General features: G+C 70.8%; 21 protein-coding genes. 15 read left to right on the top strand and 6 right to left on the bottom strand.

The window, feature by feature from the left end; genetic code table 11:
* Positions 1–55: 55 nt before the first annotated feature.
* From ACFXMF_RS29865 to ACFXMF_RS29905, 9 genes are all read left to right on the top strand, one after another.
* A complete protein-coding gene (locus tag ACFXMF_RS29865) occupies positions 56–1,417 on the top strand; it encodes an aspartate aminotransferase family protein (RefSeq protein ID WP_379992221.1) in 1,362 nt (453 codons plus the stop codon).
* A 51-nt stretch (positions 1,418–1,468) separates the two neighbouring features.
* Positions 1,469–2,464 (top strand): zinc-binding dehydrogenase, encoded by a 996-nt coding sequence (locus ACFXMF_RS29870; RefSeq protein WP_360321168.1) that lies wholly within the window; start codon positions 1,469–1,471, stop codon positions 2,462–2,464.
* Between the two features lie 125 nt (positions 2,465–2,589).
* Positions 2,590–4,200 carry a GH3 auxin-responsive promoter family protein gene (locus tag ACFXMF_RS29875; RefSeq protein ID WP_360321165.1) on the top strand — a complete coding sequence of 537 codons (1,611 nt, stop codon included), beginning with the start codon at positions 2,590–2,592 and terminating at the stop codon, positions 4,198–4,200.
* A 1-nt stretch (position 4,201) separates the two neighbouring features.
* On the top strand, positions 4,202–5,188 hold the full coding sequence (locus ACFXMF_RS29880) for a TIGR03619 family F420-dependent LLM class oxidoreductase (protein WP_360321162.1): 987 nt from the start codon (positions 4,202–4,204) through the stop codon (positions 5,186–5,188).
* Positions 5,182–5,943 carry a fumarylacetoacetate hydrolase family protein gene (locus ACFXMF_RS29885; RefSeq protein WP_360321159.1) on the top strand — a complete coding sequence of 254 codons (762 nt, stop codon included), beginning with the start codon at positions 5,182–5,184 and terminating at the stop codon, positions 5,941–5,943. The genes ACFXMF_RS29880 and ACFXMF_RS29885 overlap by 7 nt, the downstream gene beginning before the upstream one ends.
* Positions 5,944–6,164: 221 nt before the next feature.
* Positions 6,165–8,084, top strand: a complete 1,920-nt coding sequence (gene thrS, locus ACFXMF_RS29890; protein ID WP_379992222.1) for a threonine--tRNA ligase — start codon at positions 6,165–6,167, stop codon at positions 8,082–8,084.
* Positions 8,085–8,190: 106 nt separating this feature from the next.
* The gene (locus ACFXMF_RS29895) at positions 8,191–8,874 is read left to right on the top strand and encodes a septum formation family protein (RefSeq protein WP_379991861.1); all 684 of its coding nucleotides are present in this window, start codon (positions 8,191–8,193) and stop codon (positions 8,872–8,874) included.
* Positions 8,875–9,338: 464 nt separating this feature from the next.
* Positions 9,339–11,024 (top strand): VCBS repeat-containing protein, encoded by a 1,686-nt coding sequence (locus ACFXMF_RS29900; protein ID WP_360321150.1) that lies wholly within the window; start codon positions 9,339–9,341, stop codon positions 11,022–11,024.
* Between the two features lie 125 nt (positions 11,025–11,149).
* Complete coding sequence (locus ACFXMF_RS29905) at positions 11,150–12,487, top strand: MATE family efflux transporter (RefSeq protein ID WP_360321147.1); 1,338 nt, start codon at positions 11,150–11,152, stop codon at positions 12,485–12,487.
* A gap of 106 nt (positions 12,488–12,593) precedes the next feature.
* Here ACFXMF_RS29905 and ACFXMF_RS29910 read toward each other — a convergent pair whose 3' ends face one another.
* A complete protein-coding gene (locus ACFXMF_RS29910; RefSeq protein ID WP_360321144.1) occupies positions 12,594–13,571 on the bottom strand; it encodes a carbohydrate-binding protein in 978 nt (325 codons plus the stop codon).
* 696 nt (positions 13,572–14,267) lie between these two features.
* On the opposite strand from ACFXMF_RS29910, the gene ACFXMF_RS29915 reads away from it, so the two are divergent.
* Positions 14,268–14,876 carry a TetR/AcrR family transcriptional regulator gene (locus tag ACFXMF_RS29915; protein WP_360321141.1) on the top strand — a complete coding sequence of 203 codons (609 nt, stop codon included), beginning with the start codon at positions 14,268–14,270 and terminating at the stop codon, positions 14,874–14,876.
* 45 nt (positions 14,877–14,921) lie between these two features.
* On the opposite strand, the gene ACFXMF_RS29920 is transcribed toward ACFXMF_RS29915, so the two are convergent.
* A complete protein-coding gene (locus ACFXMF_RS29920) occupies positions 14,922–15,686 on the bottom strand; it encodes an SDR family NAD(P)-dependent oxidoreductase (RefSeq protein ID WP_379991860.1) in 765 nt (254 codons plus the stop codon).
* Positions 15,687–15,934: 248 nt separating this feature from the next.
* On the opposite strand from ACFXMF_RS29920, the gene ACFXMF_RS29925 reads away from it, so the two are divergent.
* Positions 15,935–17,128, top strand: a complete 1,194-nt coding sequence (locus ACFXMF_RS29925; RefSeq protein WP_379991859.1) for a saccharopine dehydrogenase family protein — start codon at positions 15,935–15,937, stop codon at positions 17,126–17,128.
* A 135-nt stretch (positions 17,129–17,263) separates the two neighbouring features.
* On the opposite strand, the gene ACFXMF_RS29930 is transcribed toward ACFXMF_RS29925, so the two are convergent.
* Complete coding sequence (locus ACFXMF_RS29930) at positions 17,264–17,956, bottom strand: helix-turn-helix domain-containing protein (protein WP_360321132.1); 693 nt, start codon at positions 17,954–17,956, stop codon at positions 17,264–17,266.
* A gap of 311 nt (positions 17,957–18,267) precedes the next feature.
* On the opposite strand from ACFXMF_RS29930, the gene ACFXMF_RS29935 reads away from it, so the two are divergent.
* The gene (locus ACFXMF_RS29935) at positions 18,268–18,867 is read left to right on the top strand and encodes a dihydrofolate reductase family protein (protein ID WP_360321129.1); all 600 of its coding nucleotides are present in this window, start codon (positions 18,268–18,270) and stop codon (positions 18,865–18,867) included.
* 193 nt (positions 18,868–19,060) lie between these two features.
* Here the strand turns inward: ACFXMF_RS29935 and ACFXMF_RS29940 are convergent, their stop codons facing one another.
* The gene (locus tag ACFXMF_RS29940; protein WP_379992097.1) at positions 19,061–19,603 is read right to left on the bottom strand and encodes an SHOCT domain-containing protein; all 543 of its coding nucleotides are present in this window, start codon (positions 19,601–19,603) and stop codon (positions 19,061–19,063) included.
* 53 nt (positions 19,604–19,656) lie between these two features.
* Positions 19,657–20,511, bottom strand: coding sequence for a PaaX family transcriptional regulator C-terminal domain-containing protein (locus ACFXMF_RS29945; RefSeq protein WP_379992098.1), 855 nt, complete (start codon positions 20,509–20,511; stop codon positions 19,657–19,659).
* Positions 20,512–20,737: 226 nt separating this feature from the next.
* Here ACFXMF_RS29945 and ACFXMF_RS29950 point away from each other — a divergent pair, with 226 nt between their 5' ends.
* The 3 genes from ACFXMF_RS29950 (at position 20,738) to tpg (ending at position 25,211) form a co-directional block, all read left to right on the top strand.
* On the top strand, positions 20,738–21,892 hold the full coding sequence (locus tag ACFXMF_RS29950) for an alpha/beta hydrolase family protein (protein WP_379992096.1): 1,155 nt from the start codon (positions 20,738–20,740) through the stop codon (positions 21,890–21,892).
* A gap of 487 nt (positions 21,893–22,379) precedes the next feature.
* A complete protein-coding gene (tap, locus tag ACFXMF_RS29955) occupies positions 22,380–24,635 on the top strand; it encodes a telomere-associated protein Tap (protein WP_379992095.1) in 2,256 nt (751 codons plus the stop codon).
* 9 nt (positions 24,636–24,644) lie between these two features.
* Positions 24,645–25,211, top strand: coding sequence for a telomere-protecting terminal protein Tpg (gene tpg, locus ACFXMF_RS29960; RefSeq protein ID WP_360321114.1), 567 nt, complete (start codon positions 24,645–24,647; stop codon positions 25,209–25,211).
* A gap of 81 nt (positions 25,212–25,292) precedes the next feature.
* On the opposite strand, the gene ACFXMF_RS29965 is transcribed toward tpg, so the two are convergent.
* Complete coding sequence (locus ACFXMF_RS29965; protein ID WP_360321111.1) at positions 25,293–25,568, bottom strand: three-helix bundle dimerization domain-containing protein; 276 nt, start codon at positions 25,566–25,568, stop codon at positions 25,293–25,295.
* Positions 25,569–25,740: the final 172 nt, after the last annotated feature.

A 25,740-nucleotide genomic window follows, 5' to 3' on the forward strand; every position in this document is an offset into this window, starting at 1 on the left:
CCGCCCCCGACCGTCGAAATACCCGACAGGACACCCGAACACGGAAGGGCTCCAAGTGGACAAGACGGATGTCGACCGGCTGCGCAGGCTCGATCGCGACCACATGTGGTACCCGTGGACGCCGATGGACGCCTGGATGGCCGAGGACCAGTTGGTCGTCGAACGCGCCGACGGATGTTGGCTGATCGACCCGGACGGCAAACGCTATCTCGACGGCCGCTCCTCGATGGGGATGAACCTGCACGGGCACGGCCGCCCCGAACTCGTCGAGGCCCTGGTGGCGCAGGCCCGCAAGGCGGGCGAGACCACGCTCTACCGCGTCTCGCATCCGGCCGCGGTGGAACTGGCCGCCCGGCTCGCGGGCATGGCGCCGCCCGGATTGCAGCGGGTGTTCTTCGCCGAATCCGGGTCGACCGCCGTGGAGACGGCGTTGAAGGCGGCCTACGCGTACTGGGTGGCCAAGGGCGAACCGGAACGCTCCACCTTCGTCTCGATGACCAACGGCTACCACGGCGAGACCCTCGGCACGATCAGCCTGCGCGGCGTCAACACCGAACAGGTCGACATGATCCGCAAGACCTACGAGCCGTTGCTGTACCCCTCCCTGTCCTTCCACCAGCCCAACTGCTACCGATGCCCGATCGGCAGGACCAGGGCGGACTGCGCGATCGACTGCACGGATTCGCTGGAGGAGATCCTGGTCCGGGAGAAGGGCCGGATCGCCGCGGTCATCGTCGAACCCCGGGTCCAGGCCCTGGCCGGCGTGATCGCCGCGCCCGAGGGCCACCTGGCCAAGGTCGCGGAGATCGCCCGGCGCCACGGGGTATTGCTGATCGCGGACGAGGTCCTCACCGGCTGGGGGCGCACCGGAGCGACCTTCTCGTGCGCGGCCGAGGGCGTCAGCCCGGACCTGCTGACCGTCGGCAAGGCGCTCACGGGCGGCTACCTGCCGCTGTCCGCCACCCTGGCCACCGAGGAGATCTTCGAGGCGTTCCGCGGCGGAGTGTTCCTCAGCGGCAGCACCTACTCCGGCTACGCGCTCGGCGCCGCCGTCGCGCTGGCCAGCCTGGACCTGTACGAGAAGGAGGACGTGCTCGGCCGCGCCCGAGCCCTGGCCGAAGTCCTCACCGAGGAACTCGAACCGGTCCGCCGACTCACCCACGTCGGCGACGTCCGCCAACTCGGGCTGCTCGCCGGCATCGAGCTGGTCGCCGATCGCGACACCCGCGAACTCTTCCCGCCCGGGGACCGCGTCGTCGAACGCATCTGCACCCTCGCGCGCGACTCCGGCGTCCTGGTCAACGCCGTACCCGGCGACGTGATCACCATGCTGCCGTCGCCCTCGATGAGCCCGGAGGACCTGCGCTTCCTCATCCGCACGGTGACCGAGGCCATCCGCGGGGTGACGGGCCCGTAGGCCCTGCCCGGCGGACGCCGGGACGCCCCTCCCTCCTGAGGAGTTGACGCAGTGACAGACCTGATGCGGGCGGCGATCATCCACGCGTGGGGAGGACCGGATCGGCTCCAACCGGGCCACATCCGGCGCCCGGTTCCCCGCCCGGGATGGCTCCGGGTGCGGGTCGAGGCATGCGCGCTGAACCACCTGGACATCCTGGTGCGACGCGGGCTGCCGGGCGTACGGCTGGAGCTGCCGCACGTCTCGGGCGGCGACGTCGTCGGGATCGTCGAACAGGCCACCGACGAGGTGGGCGAGAAACTCGTCGGCCGCCGGGTCCTGCTGGACCCGATCATCGGGCGGGGCATCCTCGGCGAGCACCACTGGGGTGGTCTCGCCGAGTATGTGGTGGCCCCCGCCGAGAACGCCATCCCGCTGCCCGACGACCGGGGCGACCCGACCCGGTTCGCGGCGCTGCCGATCTCCTACGCGACGGCGCACCGCATGTTGTTCACCAGGGCGCGCCTGCGGGCCGGCGAGACGATGCTGCTGTTCGGCGCCACCGGCGGAGTGGGCCTGGCCTGCGTACAGTTCGCCATCCGCGCCGGCGCGCAGGTGATCGCCTGCTCCGGTTCGCCGGACAAGCTCGCCCGACTGCGCGAGCTCGGGGTCGGCGAGAGCATCGACGTCGGCCGGGAGGACGTGCGGGCCCGGGTCAAGGAGATCACCGGCGGCGTCGGCGTCGACGTCGTCGTGGACTACCAGGGCAAGGACACCTGGCCGACCTCGTTGCGGTGCGTGCGGCGCGGCGGCCGGATCGTCACCTGCGGCGCCACCACCGGGTTCGAGGCCACCACCGACCTGCGCTACCTCTGGTCCAGGGAAGTGGACATCCTCGGCTCCAACGCCTGGTCCCGGCACGACCTCGAAACGGTCCTCGAACTGGTCACCACCAAGGAGTTGGAACCGGTCGTCCACGCCGACTTCCCACTCTCCCGGGTCCGCGAGGCGGTGGCCGAACTCGAGGAACGGCGGGCGTTCGGGAAGGTCGTCGTCCGGGTCGACTGACGCGGGCTCCGTCGACCGCCGCAACATCACGTGAACTGGCCTCATCCATGGGGGACGTCGTGGCTGCTGTGTGGAAAACCGTGCTCCACCAACGCTTCTTGGAAAGGACACAGGATGCGTTGGCGATGCAGCGGAAAATCTGCGAACAACCCGCGGACGTGGTCGACGCCGTGTTCGCCGACCTGCTCGCCGTGTCGGCCGACACGGCGTTCGGGCGCGAACACGGCATCGGTCGGGTCCGCAAGGAACGGGAATGGAAGGACGCGGTCCCCATCCGCAACTACGACGAGCTGTCGCCATTCGTGAGCCGGCAACTCGCGGGGGAGCCGAACGTCCTCACCACCGACGACCCGTACGCCTTCCTGCGCACCTCCGGCACGACGGGCCACGCCAAGCTCGTGCCCACCACGAGCCATTGGCGCCGGAACTACCGAGGGCCCGCGCTGTACGCGCAGTGGGGGCTGTACTTCGAGTGGCTGGGCACCGAACGGCTCACCGGCGAGGAGTTACTCGACCTGTCCTGGGAGCCCGGACCGGTGCACGACCACCACCACGGCTTCCCGGTCTACAGCATCACCGAGCGCCCGCTGTCCGAGGAAGCCGGCGACTGGATTCCCCCGTGGTGCTCGGCCGACTGGTTCCCCCGCGACCCCGACGCATCCACGCTGGCCGAATCGCTGTACACCAAACTGCTGCGCTTGGCCGGACACGACCTGCAATTGATCGTCTCGGTGAACCCGTCCAAACTCGTGCTGCTCGCCGAGACACTGCGGCACAACGGCGAGCGGCTGGTGCGCGAGCTGCACGAGGGCCGCCCCTCGGTTCGGGCCGCGGACCAGGCCCTCGCCCGCCGACTGGCCGAGGTGTTCGACCGCGCCGGCGGGCCGCGCCTGACCGACCTGTGGCCGAACCTGCGGCTGCTGGTGTGCTGGAACTCGGCCTCGGCCGCGCTGTACCGACCCTGGTTGTCCCAACTCGCGCCGGGCGTGGCGACCCTGCCGTTCAGTACCACCGGCACCGAGGGCATCGTCACGCTCCCGGTCGACAACCACCCCTCCGCCGGGCCGCTCGCGATTAACCAGGGCCACTTCGAGTTCGTACCGTGGCCCGACCTGTGCGACGGCAGCGCGCTGCCCGCCGACGCCCCCACGCTGGGCTACGACGAGTTGGAGGAGGGCGTCGACTACCGGCTGGTGATGAGCCAGGCCAACGGTCTGCACCGCTACGACGTGGGCGACGTCTACCGCGTCGCCGGTTTCGTGGGCGTCACACCACGCCTGGAGTTCCTCGGGCGCGCGGGCTTCCAGATCTCGTTCACCGGGGAGAAGCTGACCGAATCCGACGTCCACGTCGCGGTGACCAGGGTGCTGGGCGCCGGCCCCCGCCCCGACTTCTCCGGCATCCCCCAGTGGGGAACACCGCCGGGCTACCTGGTCGCGGTCGAATGGACGGACCCGCGGACCCCCCTGGACATCGCGACCGCCGGCCGCCGCATCGACGAGGTGCTGCAGGAGGTCAACGTGGAATACGCCGACAAGCGCCGCAGCGGCCGACTTCAGCCGCTGCGCGTCCTGCCGCTCGTCCCGGGCGCGTTCCTCAAGGTCAGCGAGCAGCGGTTCCGCAGCGGCACCGCGGGCGCCCAGATCAAACACCACTGGCTGCAACGGGACGCGGAATTCCTCACCACACTGCGGGAACTGGGCCTGGTGCTGCACCACTGCCCGGCGGAGGCGTGAGGTGAGGATCGGATTCGCCGCACCGGTCTCCGGCGGGTGGGCCGGCCCCGCCGAGATCGCGCACATCGCCCGCACCGCCGAACGGCTGGGCTACCACTCGCTGTGGACCTACCAGCGACTGTTCGGCGCGGTCGACGGCTCCTGGGGCGAGGCCGGCCGCAGCGTGCACGACCCGCTGATCACGCTGGCGTACCTCGCCGCGCACACCAGCCGGATTCGGTTGGGCGTCGCGGTGCTCGTGATGCCGCTGTACGCGCCGGCCGTGCTGGCCAAACAGCTCACCAGCCTCGACGTGTTGTCCGCCGGACGGCTGGACGTGGGCGTCGGCAACGGCTGGGCCGACGAGGAATTCGCCGCCGCCGGCGTGTCCGCGCACGGCGTGGGCCGCCGCGCCGACGACTTCCTCGCCTGCCTGCACGCGCTGTGGACCCGGGAGATCGTCGAACACGAGGGCCCGTTCTACCGGGTGCCACCCGTGCGCTTCGAACCCAAGCCGGTCCAGGCACCGCACCCGCCGGTGTTGCTGGGCGGCAACGCCGATGCCGTGCTGCGCCGTGCCGGGCGCCGGTGCGACGGCTGGATCGCGAGTGGCAGGACCGATCCGGCGTCCATCGGGCGTTCGATCGCGGTCGTTCGCGACGCCGCCGAACGGGCGGGGCGCGACCCGGACACGCTGCGGTTCGTCTTTCGCGCCCCGATCCGGCTGCGCCCGGACGGCACCGGCGGGCAGTCGCCGCTGGGCGGGCCCGCCGCCAAGATCAGGGACGACGTCGCCGCGCTCGCGGACACCGGCCTGACCGAGGTCTTCCTCGACCCGAACTTCGACCCCGAGGTCGGTTCCCCGGACGCCGATGCCGAGCAGGCACGCGACCGCGTCGAACTGCTGCTCGACGAACTGGCCCCCGAGCCCGGCCCGGCGCCCGCACACGGCGCGGCCCCCGACCACCGCGCAGCCCCCGAACACCGCCCGAAGGACACCCCATGCTGATCGCACGCATCGACACCGATCGCGGACCCCGGCCCGCCCTGATCGACCCGGACGCGCAACTGGCCCGGCTGCTGGACGGCGATCCGTTCGGCGAGTACCACCTCACCCGCGAGAGTGTGCCGTTGCCGCAGGCCCGACTGCTCGCGCCGGTACTGCCGAGCAAGGTGCTGGTGGCCGGGCGCAACTACGGCGACCCGGCGACCGCGACACCCGACCTGGTGATCAACCTCAAGCCCTCCACCGCCGTGGTCGGCCCCGGCGAACCCGTGCTGCTGCCCGCCGAATCGAGCGAGGTGCGCTTCGAGGGCGAACTGGCCGTGGTGATCGGCCGCCGCTGTCGCGACGTGCCGGAGGCGGACGCGGACCGGGTCGTGTTCGGCTACACCTGCGCCAACGACGTCACCGCATGGGACATCGGCCAACCGGGCGGACACTGGACCAAGGCCAAGAGCTTCGACACGTTCTGCCCGCTGGGACCGTGGATCCGAACCGACTTGGACCCCGCCGACGTCGCCGTGCGCACCGTGGTCGACGGCGAACTGCGGCAGGACGGCTCGACCAAGGAGATGATCCGGGGCGTGGCCGCAGTGGTGGCGCGGTGCAGTGCGCTGATGACGCTGTTGCCCGGCGACGTGATCCTCACCGGCACCCCGGCCGGCTCCGGAGCCCTGCACCCCGGCGATACCGTCGAGGTGCACATCGACGGTATCGGCTCCCTCGCCAACCCGGTGCTCGCGCACCCGGGCACCGCGTGAACTGGCCTGTCGGTAGGCGGTGATCGTCAACAGCGGCGTGAGTGGAGTGACTACACTGACACTGCTGGTGAGATCTTTGCGCCGCTGTTGATCCTGTGATCGTGTGATCCGTGAGGAGAGTTCCTGTGTCTGCATCCCTACCTGTCGGTGAGACCGAACGCATCGTCGTGGTCCCGGTAGGGACGACGTGCACCGACGCGGTGGCCGCGGCCAAGTTGCCGATGGCGGGCCCGAACGCGATCGTTGCCGTGCGCGACCGGGAGGGCGTGCTGCACGACCTGGACTGGACGCCGGACGTCGAGGTCGAGGTCGGGGCGGTCGCGCTGTCCAGCCCGGACGGCCTGAACGTACTGCGTCACTCCACGGCGCACGTGCTGGCGCAGGCGGTACAGGACCTGTGGGCGGAGGCCCGGCTCGGTATCGGCCCGCCGATCGAGAACGGCTTCTACTACGACTTCGACGTCGAGCGCCCGTTCCAGCCGGAGGATCTGGAGCGGGTCGAGAAGCGCATGCAGGAGATCATCAAATCCGGCCAGCGCTTTCAGCGGCGGGCGTTCCCGTCCCTGGAGGCCGCCAAGGCCGAACTCGCGGCCGAGCCCTACAAGCTCGAACTCATCGACCTCAAGGGCGACGTCGACACCGACGAGGTGATGGAGGTCAGCGGCGGTCAGCTCACCATCTACGACAACGTCGACGCCAAGACCGGCGAGGTGTGCTGGTCCGACCTGTGCCGCGGCCCGCACCTGCCCTCGACCCGGCTGATCCCGGCGTTCAAGGTGATGCGCAGCGCGGCGGCCTACTGGCGCGGCAGCGAGAAGAACCCGCAGCTCCAGCGGATCTACGGCACCGCCTGGCCGACCAGGGACGCGCTGAAGGCGCACCTGAAGATGCTGGAGGAGGCCGCCAAGCGCGACCACCGCCGCATCGGCGAGGACATGGACCTGTTCGCGTTCAGCAAGGAGATCGGCCGCGGCCTGCCGCTGTGGCTGCCCAACGGCACGATCATCCGGGACGAGCTGGAGGGCTGGGCGCGCCGCACCGAACACAAGCTGGGCTACCAGCGGGTGGTCACTCCGCACATCACGCAGGAAGACCTGTACTACCTCTCCGGGCACCTGCCGTACTACGCCGACGACCTGTACGCGCCGATCGACATCGACGGCGAGAAGTACTACCTCAAGCCGATGAACTGCCCGCACCACCACATGGTCTACAAGGCCCGGCCGCACAGCTACCGCGACCTGCCCTACAAGATCGCCGAGTACGGCACGGTGTACCGGTTCGAACGCAGCGGCCAACTGCACGGCATCATGCGCACCCGGGGCTTCACCCAGAACGACGCGCACATCTACTGTACGCACGAGCAGGCCAAGGACCAGTTCCTCGAGGTCATGCGGATGCACGCGGACTACTACCGGACGCTGGGCATCACCGACTTCTACATGGTGCTCGCGCTGCGCGATCCGGCGAACAAGGACAAGTACCACGACGACGAGCCGATGTGGGAGACGGCCGAGCGGATTACCCGTGAGGCCATGGAGGAGTCCGACATCCCGTACAAGATCGACCTCGGTGGCGCGGCACACTACGGCCCCAAGGTCGACTTCATGATCCGGGCCGTCACCGGCAAGGAGTTCGCCGCCTCCACCAACCAAGTCGACCTGTACACGCCACAACGGTTCGGGCTGACCTACCACGACTCGGACGGCACCGAGAAGCCCGTGGTCGTCATCCACCGCGCCCCGCTGGGTTCGCACGAACGCTTCACGGCCTACCTGACCGAGCACTTCGCGGGCGCGTTCCCGGTCTGGCTCGCGCCGGAGCAGGTCCGCATCATCCCCCTCGTGGACGAGCTGATGGACTACGCGACGGAGATCCGCAACCTCCTGCTGGACGCGGACGTCCGGGCCGACGTGGATGGCAGCGACGGCCGGATGAACGCCAAGGTGCGCACCGCGATCACCCGCAAGATCCCGCTGATCGTGGTGGTGGGCAGGCGCGAGGCCGAACAGCGCACGGTGACCGTCCGCAACCGCGCGGGCGAGGAAGTCCCCATGCCACTCGACGAGTTCGTCACCCACGTGAGCGACCTGATCAAGACCAGGAGCCTGGACGGCGCCGGCCACCTGCGCCGCGCCTGACCCCGACCACCGGCCGGCCGGCCTCACCCGGCCGGCCGGTGGGTGCCCGGCGCGCCCGCGCTAAAGTGCGGGGCTTCACTGCCGCGAGCACCAGGGGGAAACCGTCATGGCGCAGATACCGAACCCGAGCGCGCCGCCCGAGACCGGGCCATTACCCGGGGCGAGCGAGACCGCGCCGAAACCGCCGTACAACCTGCTCGCCGTCCTCGCACCCATCATCGGCTTCGTCTGCTCGTTCCTACCGGTGGGCCTGGCCCTGGGCATCGTCGCGCTCCAACGCATCAAACACACCCGCGAGCGCGGCCGTTGGCTGGCCTGGACGGCCATCGCGATGAACTCCGCGATGATCGTCTTCTTCCTGATCGTGCTGATCTTCGTGGCCGTCACCGACGACGACCCGCCGGACCGGCCCTCCCCGGCCGCGGTTCCCGCCAAGGGCGACTGCTTCGTCGCCGCGACCGCGGCGGAAACGCCCACCACCTTCGACGACATCCGCGTGGTCCCCTGCACCCGCGTGCACACCGGCGAGATCTACGCCCTGTTCACGATCGACTCCCAGGCACCCACCCCGGACCCCACGTCGCTGCGCACCCTCGCGACCGCCCGCTGCGCCGCGTCGGCCCGCGGCTTCCTGCCCTCGTCGGGCATCGCACTCGCGCCGCGCGACGCGCACTTCCTCCTGCCCGACTCGCGGCAGTGGGAGATGGGCCAACGTACGGTCGGCTGCTACGCCCGCGACTCCGGGGTGCGCCTCACCGGCCCCGAGGAACGCCGAACCACCGGGCGGTGATTGCCGTGATTCCGGGGATTGTCGGGGACCTTCGGATGAACTTCCCGTGGATTTCTCCCACGCGGACGCCGCCGTGCGCCTTCCCCGCGATCGGGCCGTAGCCGCGGATGAATTCCTCCGGAGAAGTGCGTCCGGAGCGAACAGCGGCAAAATGTCCGTCCCCGACCCGACGTCCGACTTCCGGGAATCGACAGCGCGGCGTGCGAAATCCCTTTTGCCAAGGCGCAATTCATTCCTTTTCGGTCTCTCGGATCCATCTGTGGTGATACCGAGAGGGCAGGAAAACCAGTCGTATGTTTGTCGGTCTCCTGGGCTAATATCTGCGCAGCCTGTAGCGGTGAACACGGCCCATCCCCGGTTGCCGGTTTTCCTCGCTCCAGGGCCACGCTCTCGAGGGGATTCATTTTTTGTTCAAGACATCCAGCCGTCCTTCCCGGCCGTTCTCACCGGGAAACCTCGGCAAGTTGGCTGCCGTCTGCCTCGTCGGCAGCCTCGGGGTCGGCCTCACCGCCTCCGCCGCGCACGCGGACGAGACGAAGCCGGTCCCCGGCCCGATCGACCACTCGAGCATCGCCGGATCGCAGGTCGACCGGCACATGGGACACCCGCTCCAGTACCAGCCGAAGGCGACGAAGAAGGCCGCTCCCGAGGGCAAGCAGTCGCCGCAAGCGCTGACGGCGGGACGAGCCGTCCCGGGTGACGTCGACGGTGACCGCATCAGCGACATCGTCGAAATCGGCCTGAACGGCAGGACGTTCCTCAGTACCAGCAAGAACAACAGCCACGAGCTCGGGCTCGGTGCCATCGACACGGCGCTCCTGCCGGGCGACATCGACAACAACGGTGAGGGCGACCTCATCGTCCGGACCGTCACCGGCGAGCTGCGCTGGTACACCGGCTCGCAGATCAGCGGCACACCCGTTTCGTACGTGGTCATCGGTACAGGCTGGAACATCTACAACCGCATCACCTCGGCGGGCGACCTCAGCGGGGACGGGCACCCCGACCTGGTGGCCCGCGAGCCCGGTGGCGACCTCTACCTGTACAAGGGTCTGGGCAACGGGCGCTTCGGCGACCGGATCAAGATCGGGAACGGTTGGGGCATCTACGACCAGATCACGGTCGCCGGCGACCTCACCGGCGACGGCGAATCGGACCTGCTCGCCCGGCTGCCCGACGGCACCCTCTACCGTTACGACGGCAACGGGTCCGGCGGCTTCAAGGACCGCGTCCAGATCGGCTTCGGCTGGCAGGCGTACAACCAGATCGTCGCAGGCGGCGACTGGAACGGCGACGGTGCGTTCGAGGTCCTGGCCCGGACCTACTCCGGCGGCATGTACAAGTACTCGTCGCTGGGCAACGGCCAGTTCGGCGACCGCGTGTGGATGGTGGACAACACCAACTACACGGCGGTGTTCGCCAACATGGGCGGGGCCGTCCAGCGCGGCAAGGGTGCCGTGTTCGGCGTCGAGTCGAACAACACCCTGTTCTACTACGGCGCCAACAACAAGGGCGGGTTCGAAGACCGTTCGTCGGTGACCACCGACTGGACCTTCCCGTTGTTCCACCTCAACTCGCTGGGCACCGACTACACGTCGGACCTGCTCACGGTGGACGGCAACAACTCGCTGTACACGCTGGAAAACGGCGGCCACGTGCTGGAGCCGAACTGGGGTGGGAACACCGCCACGTTCAGCCCCGGCGACCTCAACCGTGACGGCTACAACGACCTCGTCACCCGCCAGGGCAACGGGGACCTGTACCTGTACCGCGCGTACGGCGACTCGGTGCTCAGCTCGCAGCCGATCTTCCTCGGCCAGGGCTGGAACATCTACAACGCGGTGATCGGCGCCGGCGACATGACCGGCGACGGCATCGGCGACGTGGTCGCCCGCACTCCGGGCGGCGACCTGTACGTCTACCCGGGGCTCGGCAACAACTACCTGGGTGACCGGATCAAGATCGGGAACGGCTGGGGCATCTACGACCGCCTCGTCGCTCCCGGCGACATGGACGGTGACGGCCTCGCCGACATCATCGCCCGCGACTCCTCGGGCAAGCTCTTCTCGTACGGCGCCAAGCAGTACGGGGGCCTGAAGGACCGCGTCCAGATCGGAAACGGCTGGGGCGTCTACAAGGCGATCGCCTGATCACCGAGTAAGCGTCGCGAAACGATCGAGCGACCCCCGCCGGACACCATCGGGTGCCCGGCGGGGGTCGCCGTCGTTTCCACCCGAACCGACGACGTTTCACGACGAAGAAGCCGTGGAGAGACATGCCCGACAACGAACCGGAAGCAGGGCGCGGCGATTTCGCGCGCATCGCCGGGGCCGCGTTACCGCTGTATCTGACGATGATCACGGCATCGGCCGCGGCGTTGGTGGACACCGCCGTGCTCGGTCATCAAGGGGCCGCCGAACTGGCCGCGTTCGCCGTGACGATGGCGGTATTCGGTCCGGTGATCGCCGTCGTATCCGGCGTGCTTCGCGGCCTGATGCCGATCGTGGCCGAGTACGCCGAGGATCCCGACGCGTTGTTGCCCGTGGTGCGCAACGGCCTGTGGGTGGCCCTGACGGTCGGGGGCGCGGGCGCCGGCGCGGTCGCGGCCGTGCCCTTGCTCGGTCGCCTGGGCGGAGTACCCGACGGCACGCTCGACCGACTGGGTTCGTTCCCCTGCCTCCTGGCCGGCTCGGTACTCGTGACCGCGATCGGCGCGTCGGCCGGGTCGGTCCTGATCGGGCTGGGCCGCGGCAGAGCGGTGATGCGCGCGGGGCTCTACGGGACGGGCACCGCCGTGGTGTTGTCGCTCCTCCTGGTCCGGGGCCAGGGGCCGGTGCCCTCGCTCGGGCTGCCGGGGGCGGGCCTGGCGATGCTCGCCTCCGGCGTGATCGGCGCCGCGGTGGGCTGGACGGCGCTGCGACGCGCCATCGTTTCGGCGGGTCGGCGGCTGCGGCCGGGGCGACCCGATCCCCGCGAGATGGCGCGCTGCGCCCGGATCGGACTTCCCCTGGCCGGGACGGTCCTGATCAAGTTCGCGGTGCTGGGCGCCCTTTCGTTCGCGGCGGCCCGGATCGACACCACGAGCGCCGCCGTGCACAGCGTGTGTGTCTCGCTGGTCAATGTGCTGTTCACGGTCGCGGTGGCGGTCGGCCAGGCCAGTGTGCCGTTGGTCGTGGGGCACGCGGCGAACCGGGACACGATGGCGACCCGACGGGTCGTGCGGCACGGCGCGGGCGTCGCACTGTGCGCCGTCGCGATCCTGGCCGCGGTGCTCGTCGCCTTCCACACCCCGATCGTGTCGATCTTCACCGACGACGAGCGGCTGCGGTCCGGGGTGGTCGGGCAACTGCCCGTCCTCCTGGTCGTCGTCGTGGCCGACGCGCTCCAGGCCGTGTACGGATTCGGCCTGATCGGGCTCCAGCGCACGATGCCCAGCTTCTGGGCGTTCGCCTGCTGCTACGGCCTGCTCGTCGCCGCCGCCGTGCCCCTGGCCGCCGCCGGCGGCCTCGGCGCACTGTGGTCCGCCCTCGCCTGCGCCAACCTCGTCCTGCTCCTCGCCCAGGCCGCCTCCTTCCACCGCTTCAGCGGGACTCCGGCCGGCGCGCGGACGTGACCCGGCGACGCCGGGCGGGTCGGTCGGCCTCGGAGCCGGCCGCCGAGATGACGGAGCGCCGGACGGGGGTCGAGCCGACCCGTCCGGCGCCCGGTCGTGGGGACGATCAGGGGTGCACCGTCCAGTGGTGGTTCTGCGCGGCCCGGGTGAAGGTCAGCGACGGGCACAGGAAGTCGGCGCCGCGCGGGTTGGTACTGGTCCAAGGCGAGTCGGTGGAGGTGGCGAGCTGCCACGTGCCGCCCCTGCGGAGCTTGATGTCGGCGCTGTCGAACGTCGTGTTGCGCGCCTCGCTGCAGAAGTAGCCCTTGCCGGTCGCGGGGTTGACCGTGGCGTAGATCTCGAAGATGTCCCAGCCGTACTTGAGCGCGCTCTGGTCGGTGCCGGACGAGCGGAAGAGCAACTCCCAGGCTTGCGTGCGGTGGTTGAACAGGTAGGACGACCATGCGTTGCCCGAGGTCGCGTCCTTGCTCAACTGCACGCTGTAGGAGGCGACTCCGTTGACCGTGGTGGTGTACTTCGCCAGGAAGTCGGCGTCCACCTTCAGGGTCTTGGCGGGGCCGCTGGTGCCGCACCAGTCCCACGCCCATATCTCGGCGCCCAGGCTCCAGTAGGCGGTGACCACCTCCATGCACGAGTTCTGCGCCTTGGTGGTCGGGGCGTAGGTGAAGTTCTGCGAGTTGGCGACCTTGTACGAGGGATCCACGCTGTGCGTCGCGGTGATGCCGTCGTGGGTGCCCGGCTGCGGGAAGACACCCCAGAAGTTGTGTGTCGGCGCCAGGCTCGCGCCCGCGCCGGTGGTCGCGGCGTCGTTCGGGGTGCCGGCTGCGTCGCCGGCGAGCGTCGCGCGCAGTTTGGCACGTTGCTCGACGAAGGCGCGAACGGCCGCGTCGCGCCCGGGAGTCGGCGGGTCGGACTGGTTCTGCGCGACGACCCCGCGATGCGGCGCGGTGGGCGACGGAACGGCTCCGGACCGCTCCGAGCCGGTCGCCCCGGCGGGTGCGGCCAGGCCCAGCGCGACGAACGCGAGGGTGGCGACGAGGGCGGTCAACAGGTTGACGGGTAACGAGCGGGCGCGACGGGACATGCGTCTCCTCGGGAGGGGGCGAGAGTGGAGTGAAACCGGAGGACGGGCGCCGCCGCAGGGTCCGAACCAACCACCGTCGAGCGGGACTTTCTCGTACAGCTCCGGTCGGACGGCCTCAAGGTAGCCGGTGGGCCCATTCCGGGGTAATCACACCTGCCGATAACATCACAACCCCCACCCCACAAAAGGCCGTTCACCCCCTCGCCCACCTCACCCTCCGCCGCGCACGCCGCGCCGCAGACCACCCGCGCCATCCACGCGGCCGCGCCTCCGGTCCCACGCCGCCCACCGCCCGCGCCGCGCCACCACACTCGCGCGGCCCGCTTTGCTCGCCGCCCGCCGCCTGCCATCCGTGACGCCTGTGTGGCGCGGTGCTCGCTCATCCGCCGCTCGCGCCGGGCCGCCCGCGACGCTTGCGATTCACCATGCCGGCGGCCTCGCCCCGCGCCACACCGCCCGCCTTCCGCGCTGCTCGCCGCTCGCCGCTCGCGCCGGGCCGTCCGGCGACCACCCGCCCGCTCGTCGCCCACCATCCGTGCCGGGCTGCCCCCGCCATCCGGTTTCCGCCCCGCCCGCCGCCGGCCCCGCGCCCGCCCTCACGCCCGTCGCCCGCGCCCCGCCGCCCACGCCCCGCCGTCAACCTCGTGCCGATACACAGTAGAGTGGACTGTTCGGTCCATTACGAGGAGGCGGCGCATGCCCGGGAAGTTGACGGCGAAGGGGCAGGCCACGCGCAGTCGGATCGTCGAGGGTGCGGCGGCGGTACTGCGGGAGAAGGGCGTCGTGGCGGCGACGCTCGACGACATCATGGCGCGGACCGGCACCAGCAAGAGCCAGCTCTTCCACTACTTCCCGAGCGGCAAGGACGAACTGCTCGTGGCGGTGGCCCAGTTCGAGGCGGACCGGGTCCTGGAGGACCAGCAGCCGTATCTCGGCCGCCTCGACTCGTGGGAGTCCTGGGAGCAGTGGCGGGACGTGGTGATCGAACGCTACGAAGCCCAGGGGGACCAGTGCCCGCTCGGTTCGCTGTTCCATCAGGTCGGGCGCTCGACCCCCGGGGCGCGGGCCATCGTGATCGAGTTGTTGCGCCGCTGGCAGGAAAGCCTGGCGGCGGGCATCCGGGCGCTCCAGGCGACCGGCGCGCTTCCCGCCGAACTCGACGTGGACGTACGGGCCGCGGCGCTGCTGGCCGCGATCCAGGGGGGCGTGTCGATCCTGTTGTCGACCGGCCGGTCCACACACTTGCGCGCCGCCCTCGATCAAGGCATCGCGGACCTGCGCCACGCGGGCCGCGCAGCGGCGTGACCGGCCCCCTCGTCGAGCCCCCGGCTCCCGGCTCCCGGCCTCGCGTCAGCCGGCGATGACGGCGGCACCGGTGCGCCCGCCGTCGACGTCGAGCACAATCCCGTGCACGAACGAGGACTCGGCGCCGGCCAGATATACGGCGGCGTTCGCGATCGCGTCGGGGGTGCCCATCCGTCCGGCGGGAGTGCCCTTCATCATGACCTCGCCGGGGTGCACCTCTCCGGGCGTGGGCGTGAGCACCACCCCGGGAGAGATCGCGTTCACCCGCACACCCTGCGGCCCGAACTCCGCCGCCCAGGCCCGGGTCAGGGTCTCCATGGCCCCCTTGGTGGAGCTGTAGAGGGCGCCGACCGGAATGCCCAATCGTGCGATCCACGAGCCCAGGTTGACGATCGTTCCACCGCCGGCCTCCACCATGGCGGGCGCGACGGCAGCGGTCAGGAAGAACGGGGCCTTGACGTTGACTGCGTAGACCCGGTCGAAGGTGCTCTCGTCGGTGGCCGCCGTGGTGTCGCCGGGGTAGATGCCGGCGTTGTTGACCAGGACGTCGATGCGCCCACCGAGCACCCGCGTCGCCTCCCGGGCCAGTGCCCGCGAGGCGGCCGCGCTTCCGTCCAGGTCGGCCCGCACGAATTCGGCGCGACCGCCCAGGCCGCGGATGCCGTCGACCACCTCCCGGCCACGCTCGGCGCTGCGGCCGGAGACGACGACATACGCTCCCTCGGCGGCGAAGGCCTCCGCGATCGCACGCCCGATATTGCTGGTCGATCCGGTCACCAGGGCGGTCCGGCCCTCAAGCCGCATAGACATGGTCCACTCCATCGTTCGGTTCTTCGGATGAACTCGCACGCCCGGTCGTCCGGGGCGCGCTGCCACTGTGCAGCGACAAAATTGGACTCGCAAGTCCAAACTCGGCGGCGTCTCGAACCGCGAACCGACGTTGCAGGACCTCGCGCACCGGGGAGGCATGACCGAGTCGGATGAAACGGCCGGCCGAGCCGTGGCCGGCACGCCCGTCCGGCCGACGAGTCGCCGCAACCACACCTGGAGAAGCCCGAATGCGCCACAACCCGAACCGTCAACGGCCTTACGATGTCGCGCTGTTCGGCGCGACGGGGTTCGTCGGCCGGCTCACCGCCCGGTACCTGTCGGCGCACGCGCCGCACGGTTGCCGCTTGGCGCTCGCGGGGCGTGACCCGAAGAAGCTGGAGGTCTTGCGGGCCGACCTGGCCGAGTCCTTCCCGGACCGGGCGGCCGATCTCGCGATCGTGGTCGCGGACGCCGGCGATCCGGCGACGATGCGCGCGTTGGCACAGTCCACGCGGGTGGTGGCGTCGACGGTGGGCCCGTACGGCTGGTACGGGGAGGAGCTGGTCGCCGCGTGCGCGGAGGCCGGTACGGACTACGCCGATCTCACCGGTGAACCCGAGTTCGTCGACCGGATGTTCGTGCGGCACGCGGGCCGGGCGCAGGAGACGGGTGCGCGGATCGTGCATTCCTGCGGTTTCGATTCGCTGCCGCACGACCTGGGCGTGTTCTTCACCGTCCGACAACTGCCGAAGGACGTGCCGTTGTCCGTCGACGGCTTCGTTCGGACCCGGGCGGGGATCTCGGGAGGGACGTTCGCCTCGGCCCTGTCCGTCATCGGTCGCGGGCTCCAGGCGACGGCCGCCGCGCGGGAGCGGCGACGGCACGAACCCGGGCTCGTCGGGCGCCGGGTCCGCATCGCGCCGGGCGCACCGCGGTTCAGCCGGGAGACGGGCGCGTGGGCGTTGCCGCTGCCCACGATCGACCCGATCGTGGTGGGGCGTTCGGCCGCCGCGCTGGAGCGGTACGGCCCCGACTTCCGTTACCGGCACTACGCGTCGGTGCAGACCCTGCCGATGGCGCTCGCGGCACCGATCGGGGCGGCGGCCCTGGTGGCCGCCGCGCAGATCCCTCCCGTGCGCTCCTGGTTGACGAGCCGGTACGCGCCGGGTCGCGGGCCGAACGAACAGCAACGAGGCCGCAGTTGGTTCCGGGTCCGGTTCGTCGGAGCGGGCGGGGGACAACAGGCGTTCACCGAGGTCTCGGGCGGCGACCCGGGTTACGACGAGACCGCGAAGATGCTCGGCGAGGCGGCCCTGTGCCTGGCGCTGGACCACCTGCCCGAGACCTCGGGACAGGTCACACCGGCGGCGGCGATGGGCGACGCGCTGATCGACCGACTCCGCACGGCCGGCATCGGCTTCCGGGTCTGCCGAGTCCACTGACCCAACCACCCCGGGGCCGAGCGGCACAGCGATACCACTCGCAGAACACCCGCACCCTTGCCGGGAGTTGTCGTGTTCCGCGATCTTCCCCCGAGGCAGTGCAGGCCCTCATGGCGTCAACGCGCCGACCCGCACTCATCGGGCCGAGCGCCAATGCTCGGCCGACCGGACCAGGTCCCGCACCACCCGGTCGAGGAAGACCCCCATGTCGTCGAGGCGGCGGCCGGCCGGGGTCTGTTCGCCCAGGATCTCCGCCCCGTCGCGCGCGGCCTGTGCGACGGCGGTGTTGGTCCGGACGCTGGCGACGAGCGCGCGATACCAGACGTCGTCGTCGATCACGTACCTGTCCCGGCGCAACTCCTCGTCGCGTTCCCGCCGTACGAACAACTGCCCTTCCAGGTAGGCGACCGCCTTGGAGACGGAGGCCGGGCTGACCCGCAGGTGCAGGACCAGTTCCGCCGCGGTGAGGCTGCCGCTGTCGCTGGTGTACAGGCAGCCGAGCACGCGGGCCGGCATGCGCGGGATTCCCAGGTTGTTCAGGAGCGCGGCGAAGCGCACCGCGAACTCCCGTACGTCCTGCGGGTATGCCGCGGCGGCCGACCTGCCGGGCGAGTCGGGGGCGACCGCACCGCGGCGGGCCCGCCGTTGGGTGGCCCGGTGGGCGTGGTCCGCGCGGTAGTCGAGCGGGCCCGCGTTGCGCATCACTTCGCGGACGACCGTCGAGGTCGGCCGTTCCAGGCGCTTGGCGATGCCGCTGTAGGAGAGCCCTTCGGCCAGTCCTGCGGCGATCTGTTGGCGTTCCTGGCGGGTGAGTCTGCCTCCGGGCATGGCTGTTCGCTCCTGGGGTCCGTGCGTTCTCTCGGTCGAACCAGTCTCCTTGCAACGATAAGTCATTGCAATATACGAGCCGGGAGACGTCATATTCATTGCAACAATTCCAACTCCCTGACCTGCTGTTTCAATGAAATATGGGCCTTGATCGATTGACGCTGGAGTAAATGCGTCCTAGCGTTTGTCGCGTCGGAAAAGCAGAACGTCCCGGGGCGACGAATTCCGGAGACGGCGCGGTGTGTCGCACCCGTGCCACCGCCTCGACAACCCCGCTTTCGCAATCACGAGAAGAACAGCGAGATGTCCGAATGCGTATCGTAATCGCCGAATTCGTCAGCCTCGACGGCGTCGTACAGGCACCGGGCGGCCCGGAGGAGGACACCGACGGCGGCTTCGCCCACGGTGGTTGGACGCACCCCTACTTCGACCCGGCCGTCATGGGCAAGGCCCTGGCCGAGTGGAGCGTCACCACCGGGGCCATGTTGTTCGGCCGCAGCACCTGGCAGACCATGGCCGCCGCCTGGCCGGAGCGCGCGGGCGACCCGTTCGCCGACCACATGAACAACATCACCAAGTACGTCGTGACCAACACGCTCACCGACGACGATCTGACCTGGAACAACACCATCCGCATACCGGGCGACCAGGCATTGGAACAGATCACCAAGCTGCGGGACCTCGACGGCGGCGACCTGGTCGTCACCGGCAGCGCCTCGCTCGCCCGCACCCTCATCGCCGAAGGTCTCGCCGATGAACTCCGCCTGATGATCATGCCGGTACTCCTCGGCGGCGGAAAGACGATCTACCCGAGCGACGGCGCGCTGCGCGCCTTCGAACTCGTCTCCACCGTCACCAGCGGCACGGGGGTCCACGTGGCCACCTACCGCAAGGCCGCCGGCGCCGAGTAACGCAGCACCGCCGAACGACCCGGGCCCGTTCCGCCCGGAAGCACGCAAGCGTGGACCGCCCGGGGGAGTGCCCACGGGCGGTCCACGCGCTTTCGGGCCTCCCCGGGCCCGGCGATATCCGCATTCGGCCGCCACGTACTCCTGCGGCCGGCCCATTCGTTCCGGGCGACCCGGTCGACCGGGCGCCGCGCCCTCAACCCTCGATGAGCCGCCGCTTCGCCGCAGTGAACTCCTCGTCGGTCAGCGCCCCGGCGCGATGCAGGGTGGCGAGGCGTTCGAGGCCGTCCAATATCGCGGAACCGCCGGCACCTCCTGCCACAGGCTCGGCCGATGGCGCCGCCGGCTGCGGCGCCTGCTGTTCCCGGAGCGCGGCGCCGGTCACCGCCTCGCGCAGCCTCGCCACGAACGCCGGTCCGTCGGCCACGTTTTCCCAACTGTGCGCACCGCTGATGGCGGTCACCTTCACGACGTTGCCCGCGAGTCGGGACGTGCCGAAGGCGACATCGGTGACGCCCGCGAGCGGCACCGCCACGGTGGGCTTGCCCTCCTTGACGTACACCAGACGATGCGTGGTGAGCACCAGCGTGCCGTTGCTCCACTCGTCGCGACCGCGTGCGGAGGTCACCACGACGGGCGCCTCCCCGGGGACCGCGGTGTTGTCCACCACCTGTGTCACGGTGTTCTGCGCACCGCCCACCTGGTCGAACGCGAACTCCGCCAGAACTCCCCAGTCCATCCCAACCACCTCGATTTCCGGTGAACCAACGACCATTCAACTTTGCAGGGCGACTACGGTTGCGCATCCTCGCCGGCGCGCCGGATCGCGTCGCTCAGCGCCCCGTCGTAGCGCTGGTAGATTCTCGGCTCCGCCTCGCCCGTGCCGCGCGGCAGCAACGCCCAACAGCGGGCCGTGAGTTCGCGGGCCCGGGTGCCGGGCCACGGCTGCGGCAACAGTTCCGGCGGCAGCAGCGGGTCGGGCTCCATGGCGCGCGTGAACTCGGCGGCGATCTCGACCGCGATGGTGAGTGCCTCCCGGGTGGAGATCCCGGCCGGATCGCGGATCCGATCCAGGCGCGCCTGGGCGACGTCGACGAGCCGGTGGTACCGAGCCGCGATCGCCTCCAGCGGCCAGAGCGCGGCGACGAGTGCGACGGGGTCGCGTTCGTCGCCGCGCCGCAGCGTGTCCGTGCCGAGGAACGTGACGCCGTCCAGGATGTCGAGCCGCCGGACCTCGTCCTCCACGTAGGACTCCCACGCGTTCGCGCTCACGTACAGGCCGCCCTGGATGGGGGCGCCGCCGAGCCGCGCGAGTACTTCCCGCAAGGTGTCCCGAGCCACCCGCCGGGTCTCGGGCACGGCGAACGCGACCAGGTGCCAGGTGCCGTCCCAGGGCGCGCGTCCGGCGTCCTGTTCGTAGGCGTACCGCAGGAAGTCGATGTCCGGCGTGATCGAACGCTCGGTGTCGGCGGTGGTTCGCAACAGCGCCTTGCGGCCCCGGCCCTCGTGGGTGAATCGGCCCTCGGCGACGAGTCGCTTGATGCACAGGCGCACCTGCTGGTCGGTCATGTCGAGCGTGCCGGCGACCGAGTACAACTCGCCTGCGTCCACGGTGCCGTCCGCGCGAATCAGCGCGTGTACGAGCATGCGGGTCGGGACCTCGACTCGGGGTGTGATCTGCGGTTGGCCGGTCACGTGATCTGTGCCTCCCGGTAGTGATGACGGATCGGCGCGTCGTCGCCGCGCGCCGGCCTCCACGAGGGTACGGAAATCGGGCTCCCCCTCCGGCCCCCCTCGTGCTGATCTCTCGTTTGTAAACCGATCGTATCGCATGCGATAGTTTTTGTATCGATCACCCAAGGGGGAGTATCCGATGACCCATCCCAGCCCCGAGCGCCCGCCCGGAACCCGACCCGCCGTCGACCCCGCCGTCGAGCCCACCGAGCCCACCGAGCCCACCGGGACGCCCACGCCCAAGCCCCGCCTCCGCAGCCGCCGCTGGTTCCGCGCCGTGGCCTGGTCGGTGGCCGGCGTGATGTTCGTCGTCGTGGCCCTCGGCGGCGTCGTGGTGTGGCAGAACACCTTCGACCTCGACGAGGAAAAGGTCACCATCAGCCAGGGCGGCCACACCCTCGAAGGCGTCCTGGCCAAGCCCAAGGGCAAGGGACCGCACGGCCTCGTCGTGTTCGTCCACGGGGACGGTCCGACCAACGCGACCCACGACGACGGCTACCGGCCGATCTGGGAGTCCTTCGCCAAGGCCGGCTACGCGTCGCTGTCCTGGCACAAGCCCGGCGTCGCCGGAGCGCCCGGCAACTGGTTGACGCAGTCCATGGACGACCGGGCCGACGAGGCCGCGGCCGCCATCGCCTGGGCCCGCGCGCGTAGCGACATCGACGGCCGCCGGGTCGGCCTGTGGGGCGCCAGCCAGGGCGGCTGGGTGATGCCGAAGGTCGCCGCCCGGACCCGGATCAGCTTCGTCATCGGGGTCTCGCCGGCGATCAACTGGCTCCGCCAGGGCCGCTACAACCTGCTGTCCGAACTGCGCGAGAAGGGCGCCTCGCCCGCCGAGGTCGACCGGGAGGCGGCGAAGAGCGACACGATTCGCCGACTGCTCGCCGAACACGCCGACCATCGGCGGTACATCGCGACCGTCGGCGCCGAAGGCGCGATGAGCGAGGCCCGCTGGGGCTTCGTCTCCCGCAACAACAACTCGGACGTCACGGCCGACCTGCCCGCACTGCGCGGCGTTCCGGTGCTCCTTGTCCTCCCCGACCACGACGTCAACGTGGACGTCGCCGACACGGAGGCCGGATACCGCCGCGAGCTCGACGCCGCCGGCGCCCTGACGGTCAAGCACTACAAGAACGCCACCCACGACCTGGTCAAGAAGAACCTCGAGGACTCCGAACTCAAGATCACCCTCGTGGCCCTCTTCGCCCCCCGCTCACTGTTCGCCGACGGCTATCTCGCCGACCAGCGAACCTTCCTGCGCAACATCGAACCGGCACCGACCACCACTCACTGACCGCCGCCGCCCCGCGGCAGGTCTCACCGTCGGCGCACCGGCCCGAGCTCGGCCCCGGTGCGCCGCCGGCACGCCGTCGGCCGGTGCTCGTTCGTGCCGACCCGACGAGCCCCCGGCCCGAATCGCGACCATCCCCGAGTGAACGCCCGCCGCGGGAAGCCGGGTTCCGCGACAGCCGGCCTTCTCGCCCACCACCGGGCTCGGCACCTGTCCGCGCGGAATCCGGCAACGGCGCAGGAGTGCGACGATGCGGAGGACGACCGACAGGGCAGTGGCCTGCGTCGTATCCCGCGTGCTCTGCGCCATCATTTCCACCGACCGCCGACGACCCCCGAGGAGCGCCGAGCGGCCGCTCCCCGGTGAGCCGGCGCATTGCCCGGTGTCCGACCGGCGCGCCCCGGCTCGAACCCGACGAACACCCCGAAATGTCAATTTGATGTCGGATTCAAAGTGTGATCCATGATAAACTCAGGGCTGGAGGTGCAGCATGTCCGAGTCCGACCCCCCGACCCTGTTCGACGCCGTGGACGCCCTGCTGGCCCAGGCCCGGAGCGATCTCCCGTCGCCGGCGGAACGCGCCCGTCTGCGCAAGGCGGCCGGGTTCACCCAGCAGCAGGTCGCCGACGCGCTCGGTGTCCAGCGGGTGACGGTGGTGGCCTGGGAGGCCGGCCGCAGCGACCCGCGCCCCCCACAACGCCAGGCGTACGCCCGACTCCTGGACGGCCTCGCCGACCGCTATCCCACCCCCGACCGGGACCCGGCCCCCGACCCCGCCGAACCGGCGAAGGCGCCCCCGGTCGAACCGGCGAAGGCGCCCCCGGTCGAACCCACACCCGACCGGCCCGCCGAGCCCGGCCCCACGACAGGCACGGACACGCCTCCCGCACCCGACCCGACCCGCGCCCCGACACCCGCCCCGGCCACCTCCGCCGCCGCCCCATGGGCGCACCCGGCGCCCACGCCCCCCACCGCTGCGCCGACGGCCCCGGCGCCCGCACCAAAGCGCGCCACGTCGCGTCGCTCCCCGGCCGCCGCGAGCAGCCCCTCCGCGGACCCGAACACCACGGCCCCGGACCCGACGCACACCACCCGCTTCCCGGCCGGCCCGCTCGCGGTCCTCGACACCGACCGGACGCGGCTCGTGGCCCACCTGGCCGACGGCCGCACCCTGCCCTGCCCGGCGAAGTCGCTGCCCGCCGTGGTCGCCTGGGCCCTGGACGCCGGCCTGGGCGCGGAGCGCCTGCACCGCGCCGGCCGCGACGCCGACCCCCTGATCGTGGTCACCGCCGCCGCCGCCGAACGCCTGGGCGTGCCCGCCGACCTGGAGGACCGCCGCAACCTGCGCCTGCCCGAGGACCACAAACTCGTCAAACAGATCACCAAGGACGACTGGCGCCTGACCCGACGCGGCTTCGCCCCCTGGACCAAGGTCTACCGACCCCCCGCCGACGGCGGCCGTCGCCAATGCGTGCAGTTCGCCTTCCTCGGTTGGGACGCCCTCGACACCCGCTCCTGGGCCGACGCCGCCACCTTCCCCGCACCGCGACTCGCCGAACTCCTGGGCACCTACGCCTCCCGCGTGGTCACCCCCCGCGGCTCCACCGCCGTCGCCGGCCTGGCGCTGATGACCGAACTGCGCCCACCCACCCAGGCCGTCAAGGAGCCCGCCACCGGGACCTGGCGCTCCGGCCCGGTCGCCGGTTCGCTGACCGACGCCGTGGACCCGGCGCCGCCGGAGGCCCCGGACGAGCACCCCGTCGCGCAGTCCCGAGGCGGCGCGGACGTCCTGGTCGAGGAGGCCTACGACTGGCACCGCCCCCTCCACCTGGTCGGCGACGACGAGGGCAACCTCGAATACGCGGTCGGCCTCGACGTCAACGCCGCCTTCCTCGCCGCCGCGAGCCGCCTGCCGGTCGGCCTGGGCCCCCCGGTCCACGTCGACGCCCCCACCTTCGACAAGAAGTTGCCCGGCTGCTGGTACATCGACCTCTCCACCATCGAGCTCGACCCCCGCCTGCCCAGCCCCTTCACCCCGACCGGCGAGCGCCCCACCGGCCCCGGCTGGTACGCCACCCCCACTGTCGCCTACGCGGCCGAACTCGGCGCCGTCATCGACCCGTTCGAGGCATGGATCCGCCCCGACCACGGTGCCTACCTCGACCCCTGGTACACCCGCCTGCGCGACGCCTACCTCGCCACCATGGCCGACCTCGGGGTCACCCCCGCCCTCACCGACGCCGCCTTCCTGACCGCCATGGCCGAGCACAAGCAGGTCGACCCGGCCCGCGCGATCGTCCTGGCCGCGATCAAGGCCACCGTCAAGGGCGGCATCGGCAAACTCCGCGAACGCCCCCAAGGCGCCCGCTACCGCCCCGGCGACCGCTGGCCCGCCCTGGAACGCCCCACCTGGCGCCCCGACATCCGCGCCGCCGTCATCGCCAACGCCCGCGTCGGCATGCACCGCAAGATGCGCAAACTCGCCACCACCGCCGACCTGTACCCCATCGCCGTCCTCTCCGACTGCGCCGTCTACCCCTGTGCCGGCCCCTCGCCGCTGGACGTCCTCCCGCGCACCGCCGACGGCAAGCCGATCCCCGGCGCCTTCCGCCTCGGCGTCAGCCCCGGAATGGTCAAACACGAGGGCACCCGCCCCCTCGAATGGGCCCTGCACCTGTTGGCCGAACACCAAAACCCCGCCCGCCACATCAAGGACGGCGTCGACGCCGTCGCCGAAGGCGAATAGGAACCCGACATGGGCAAGATCGGCGACGGCCTGGACCAGGCCGCCCAACACGTCCTCACCCGCAAACCCCCCCAATCCACCAAGGCCCGCATCCGCTTCCTCCTCGGCAAGCACCAGGGCCGCACCCGCACCGTCGCCGCGCTCCTCGGCGTCAGTCAACGCACCGTCGAGCGCTACCTCAAGGGCGACCGCAAAACCCCACCCCGCCCCGTCAACGCCAAAATCGACGCCGAAGTCCGCCGCCTGTGGCAACCCCGAGTCCGCCGCCGCGCCGAACAACGCGCCGCCGCCACCGGCGGCGTGATCGTCGAAACCCGCGCCCGATTCGGCTTCTCCTCCGCCGCCGGCTCCACCGACGACCCCCGCATGCGCCGCATCACCCAGCCCCTGCCCCCCACCCACGCGCAGGAACTGTTCGCCGCCCACCACGCCGGCGCCCCCGAACGCGACCTCGAACGCATCGTCGCCGCCGGCCTCCACCAGTCCTACTTCCAGGAAAGCGGCACCCGAGCCGACGACCTGGACGCGGTCGAACTCACCGACGTGGACTACATGGAATTCGACATCCGAGGCTGAAGCCCGAGACCCCGCGCGCCCGTGTCCGGATCGGTCGGAGCCCCTTGTCGGCCCTGCAACACCCCGACGTGCACCTTCGGCTCATCGAGCCTCGAGGTGCCAGGCCGTGGACCCATGTGCCCGGGGCTCGGGGTCCGCCGGCGGTGGTGCAGGTGGCGTGCCGCCGTCCTTGATCATCGTTCTGGCGCGTCGTTCGACCAGGATCGGGACGTAGGTCCGGATCCTGGCATCGCTCAGCGCGTCGTGGGCCGCCTCGACGTGTGCGTCGACGGTGGCCGGATCCACGGAGGGAAAGGCGGATTTCAACCGCGCCGCCGCATGCCGGACCGCTGCCTGCTCATCCTGCCGGGCGTTCATACGAGAATCCTCGAAGACGTCACCGAAGGTGCTTTCCGTAGATCGTGTGGTCGGGTCGGCCGCACCCGGGGCGGAACGATCGAGGTGCAAGACGACCCGGAGCCGCGGCGGGTCCGACGCGGACCCGTTGGGGAATCGATCGGCCCCGTCTCCATGGGAACTTGCCCGACTC

Origin of the sequence: Embleya sp. NPDC059213, assembly GCF_042754445.1 — a bacterium.
Taxonomy (GTDB): Bacteria; Actinomycetota; Actinomycetes; order Streptomycetales; family Streptomycetaceae; genus Embleya.

Excerpts from the sequence above, each read along its gene's own strand:
- ACFXMF_RS29930 (WP_360321132.1), bottom strand. The coding sequence starts at position 17,956 with ATGCCCGGAGGCAGACTCACCCGCCAGGAACGCCAACAGATCGCCGCA.
- ACFXMF_RS29895 (WP_379991861.1), top strand. The coding sequence starts at position 8,191 with ATGGCGCAGATACCGAACCCGAGCGCGCCGCCCGAGACCGGGCCATTA.
- thrS (WP_379992222.1), top strand. The coding sequence starts at position 6,165 with ATGGCGGGCCCGAACGCGATCGTTGCCGTGCGCGACCGGGAGGGCGTG.
- ACFXMF_RS29945 (WP_379992098.1), bottom strand. The coding sequence starts at position 20,511 with ATGCTCGTACACGCGCTGATTCGCGCGGACGGCACCGTGGACGCAGGC.
- tap (WP_379992095.1), top strand. The coding sequence starts at position 22,380 with ATGTCCGAGTCCGACCCCCCGACCCTGTTCGACGCCGTGGACGCCCTG.
- ACFXMF_RS29920 (WP_379991860.1), bottom strand. The coding sequence starts at position 15,686 with ATGTCTATGCGGCTTGAGGGCCGGACCGCCCTGGTGACCGGATCGACC.
- tpg (WP_360321114.1), top strand. The coding sequence starts at position 24,645 with ATGGGCAAGATCGGCGACGGCCTGGACCAGGCCGCCCAACACGTCCTC.
- ACFXMF_RS29925 (WP_379991859.1), top strand. The coding sequence starts at position 15,935 with ATGCGCCACAACCCGAACCGTCAACGGCCTTACGATGTCGCGCTGTTC.
- ACFXMF_RS29935 (WP_360321129.1), top strand. The coding sequence starts at position 18,268 with ATGCGTATCGTAATCGCCGAATTCGTCAGCCTCGACGGCGTCGTACAG.
- ACFXMF_RS29950 (WP_379992096.1), top strand. The coding sequence starts at position 20,738 with ATGACCCATCCCAGCCCCGAGCGCCCGCCCGGAACCCGACCCGCCGTC.
- ACFXMF_RS29885 (WP_360321159.1), top strand. The coding sequence starts at position 5,182 with ATGCTGATCGCACGCATCGACACCGATCGCGGACCCCGGCCCGCCCTG.
- ACFXMF_RS29965 (WP_360321111.1), bottom strand. The coding sequence starts at position 25,568 with ATGAACGCCCGGCAGGATGAGCAGGCAGCGGTCCGGCATGCGGCGGCG.
- ACFXMF_RS29905 (WP_360321147.1), top strand. The coding sequence starts at position 11,150 with ATGCCCGACAACGAACCGGAAGCAGGGCGCGGCGATTTCGCGCGCATC.
- ACFXMF_RS29915 (WP_360321141.1), top strand. The coding sequence starts at position 14,268 with ATGCCCGGGAAGTTGACGGCGAAGGGGCAGGCCACGCGCAGTCGGATC.
- ACFXMF_RS29910 (WP_360321144.1), bottom strand. The coding sequence starts at position 13,571 with ATGTCCCGTCGCGCCCGCTCGTTACCCGTCAACCTGTTGACCGCCCTC.
- ACFXMF_RS29875 (WP_360321165.1), top strand. The coding sequence starts at position 2,590 with ATGCAGCGGAAAATCTGCGAACAACCCGCGGACGTGGTCGACGCCGTG.
- ACFXMF_RS29940 (WP_379992097.1), bottom strand. The coding sequence starts at position 19,603 with ATGGACTGGGGAGTTCTGGCGGAGTTCGCGTTCGACCAGGTGGGCGGT.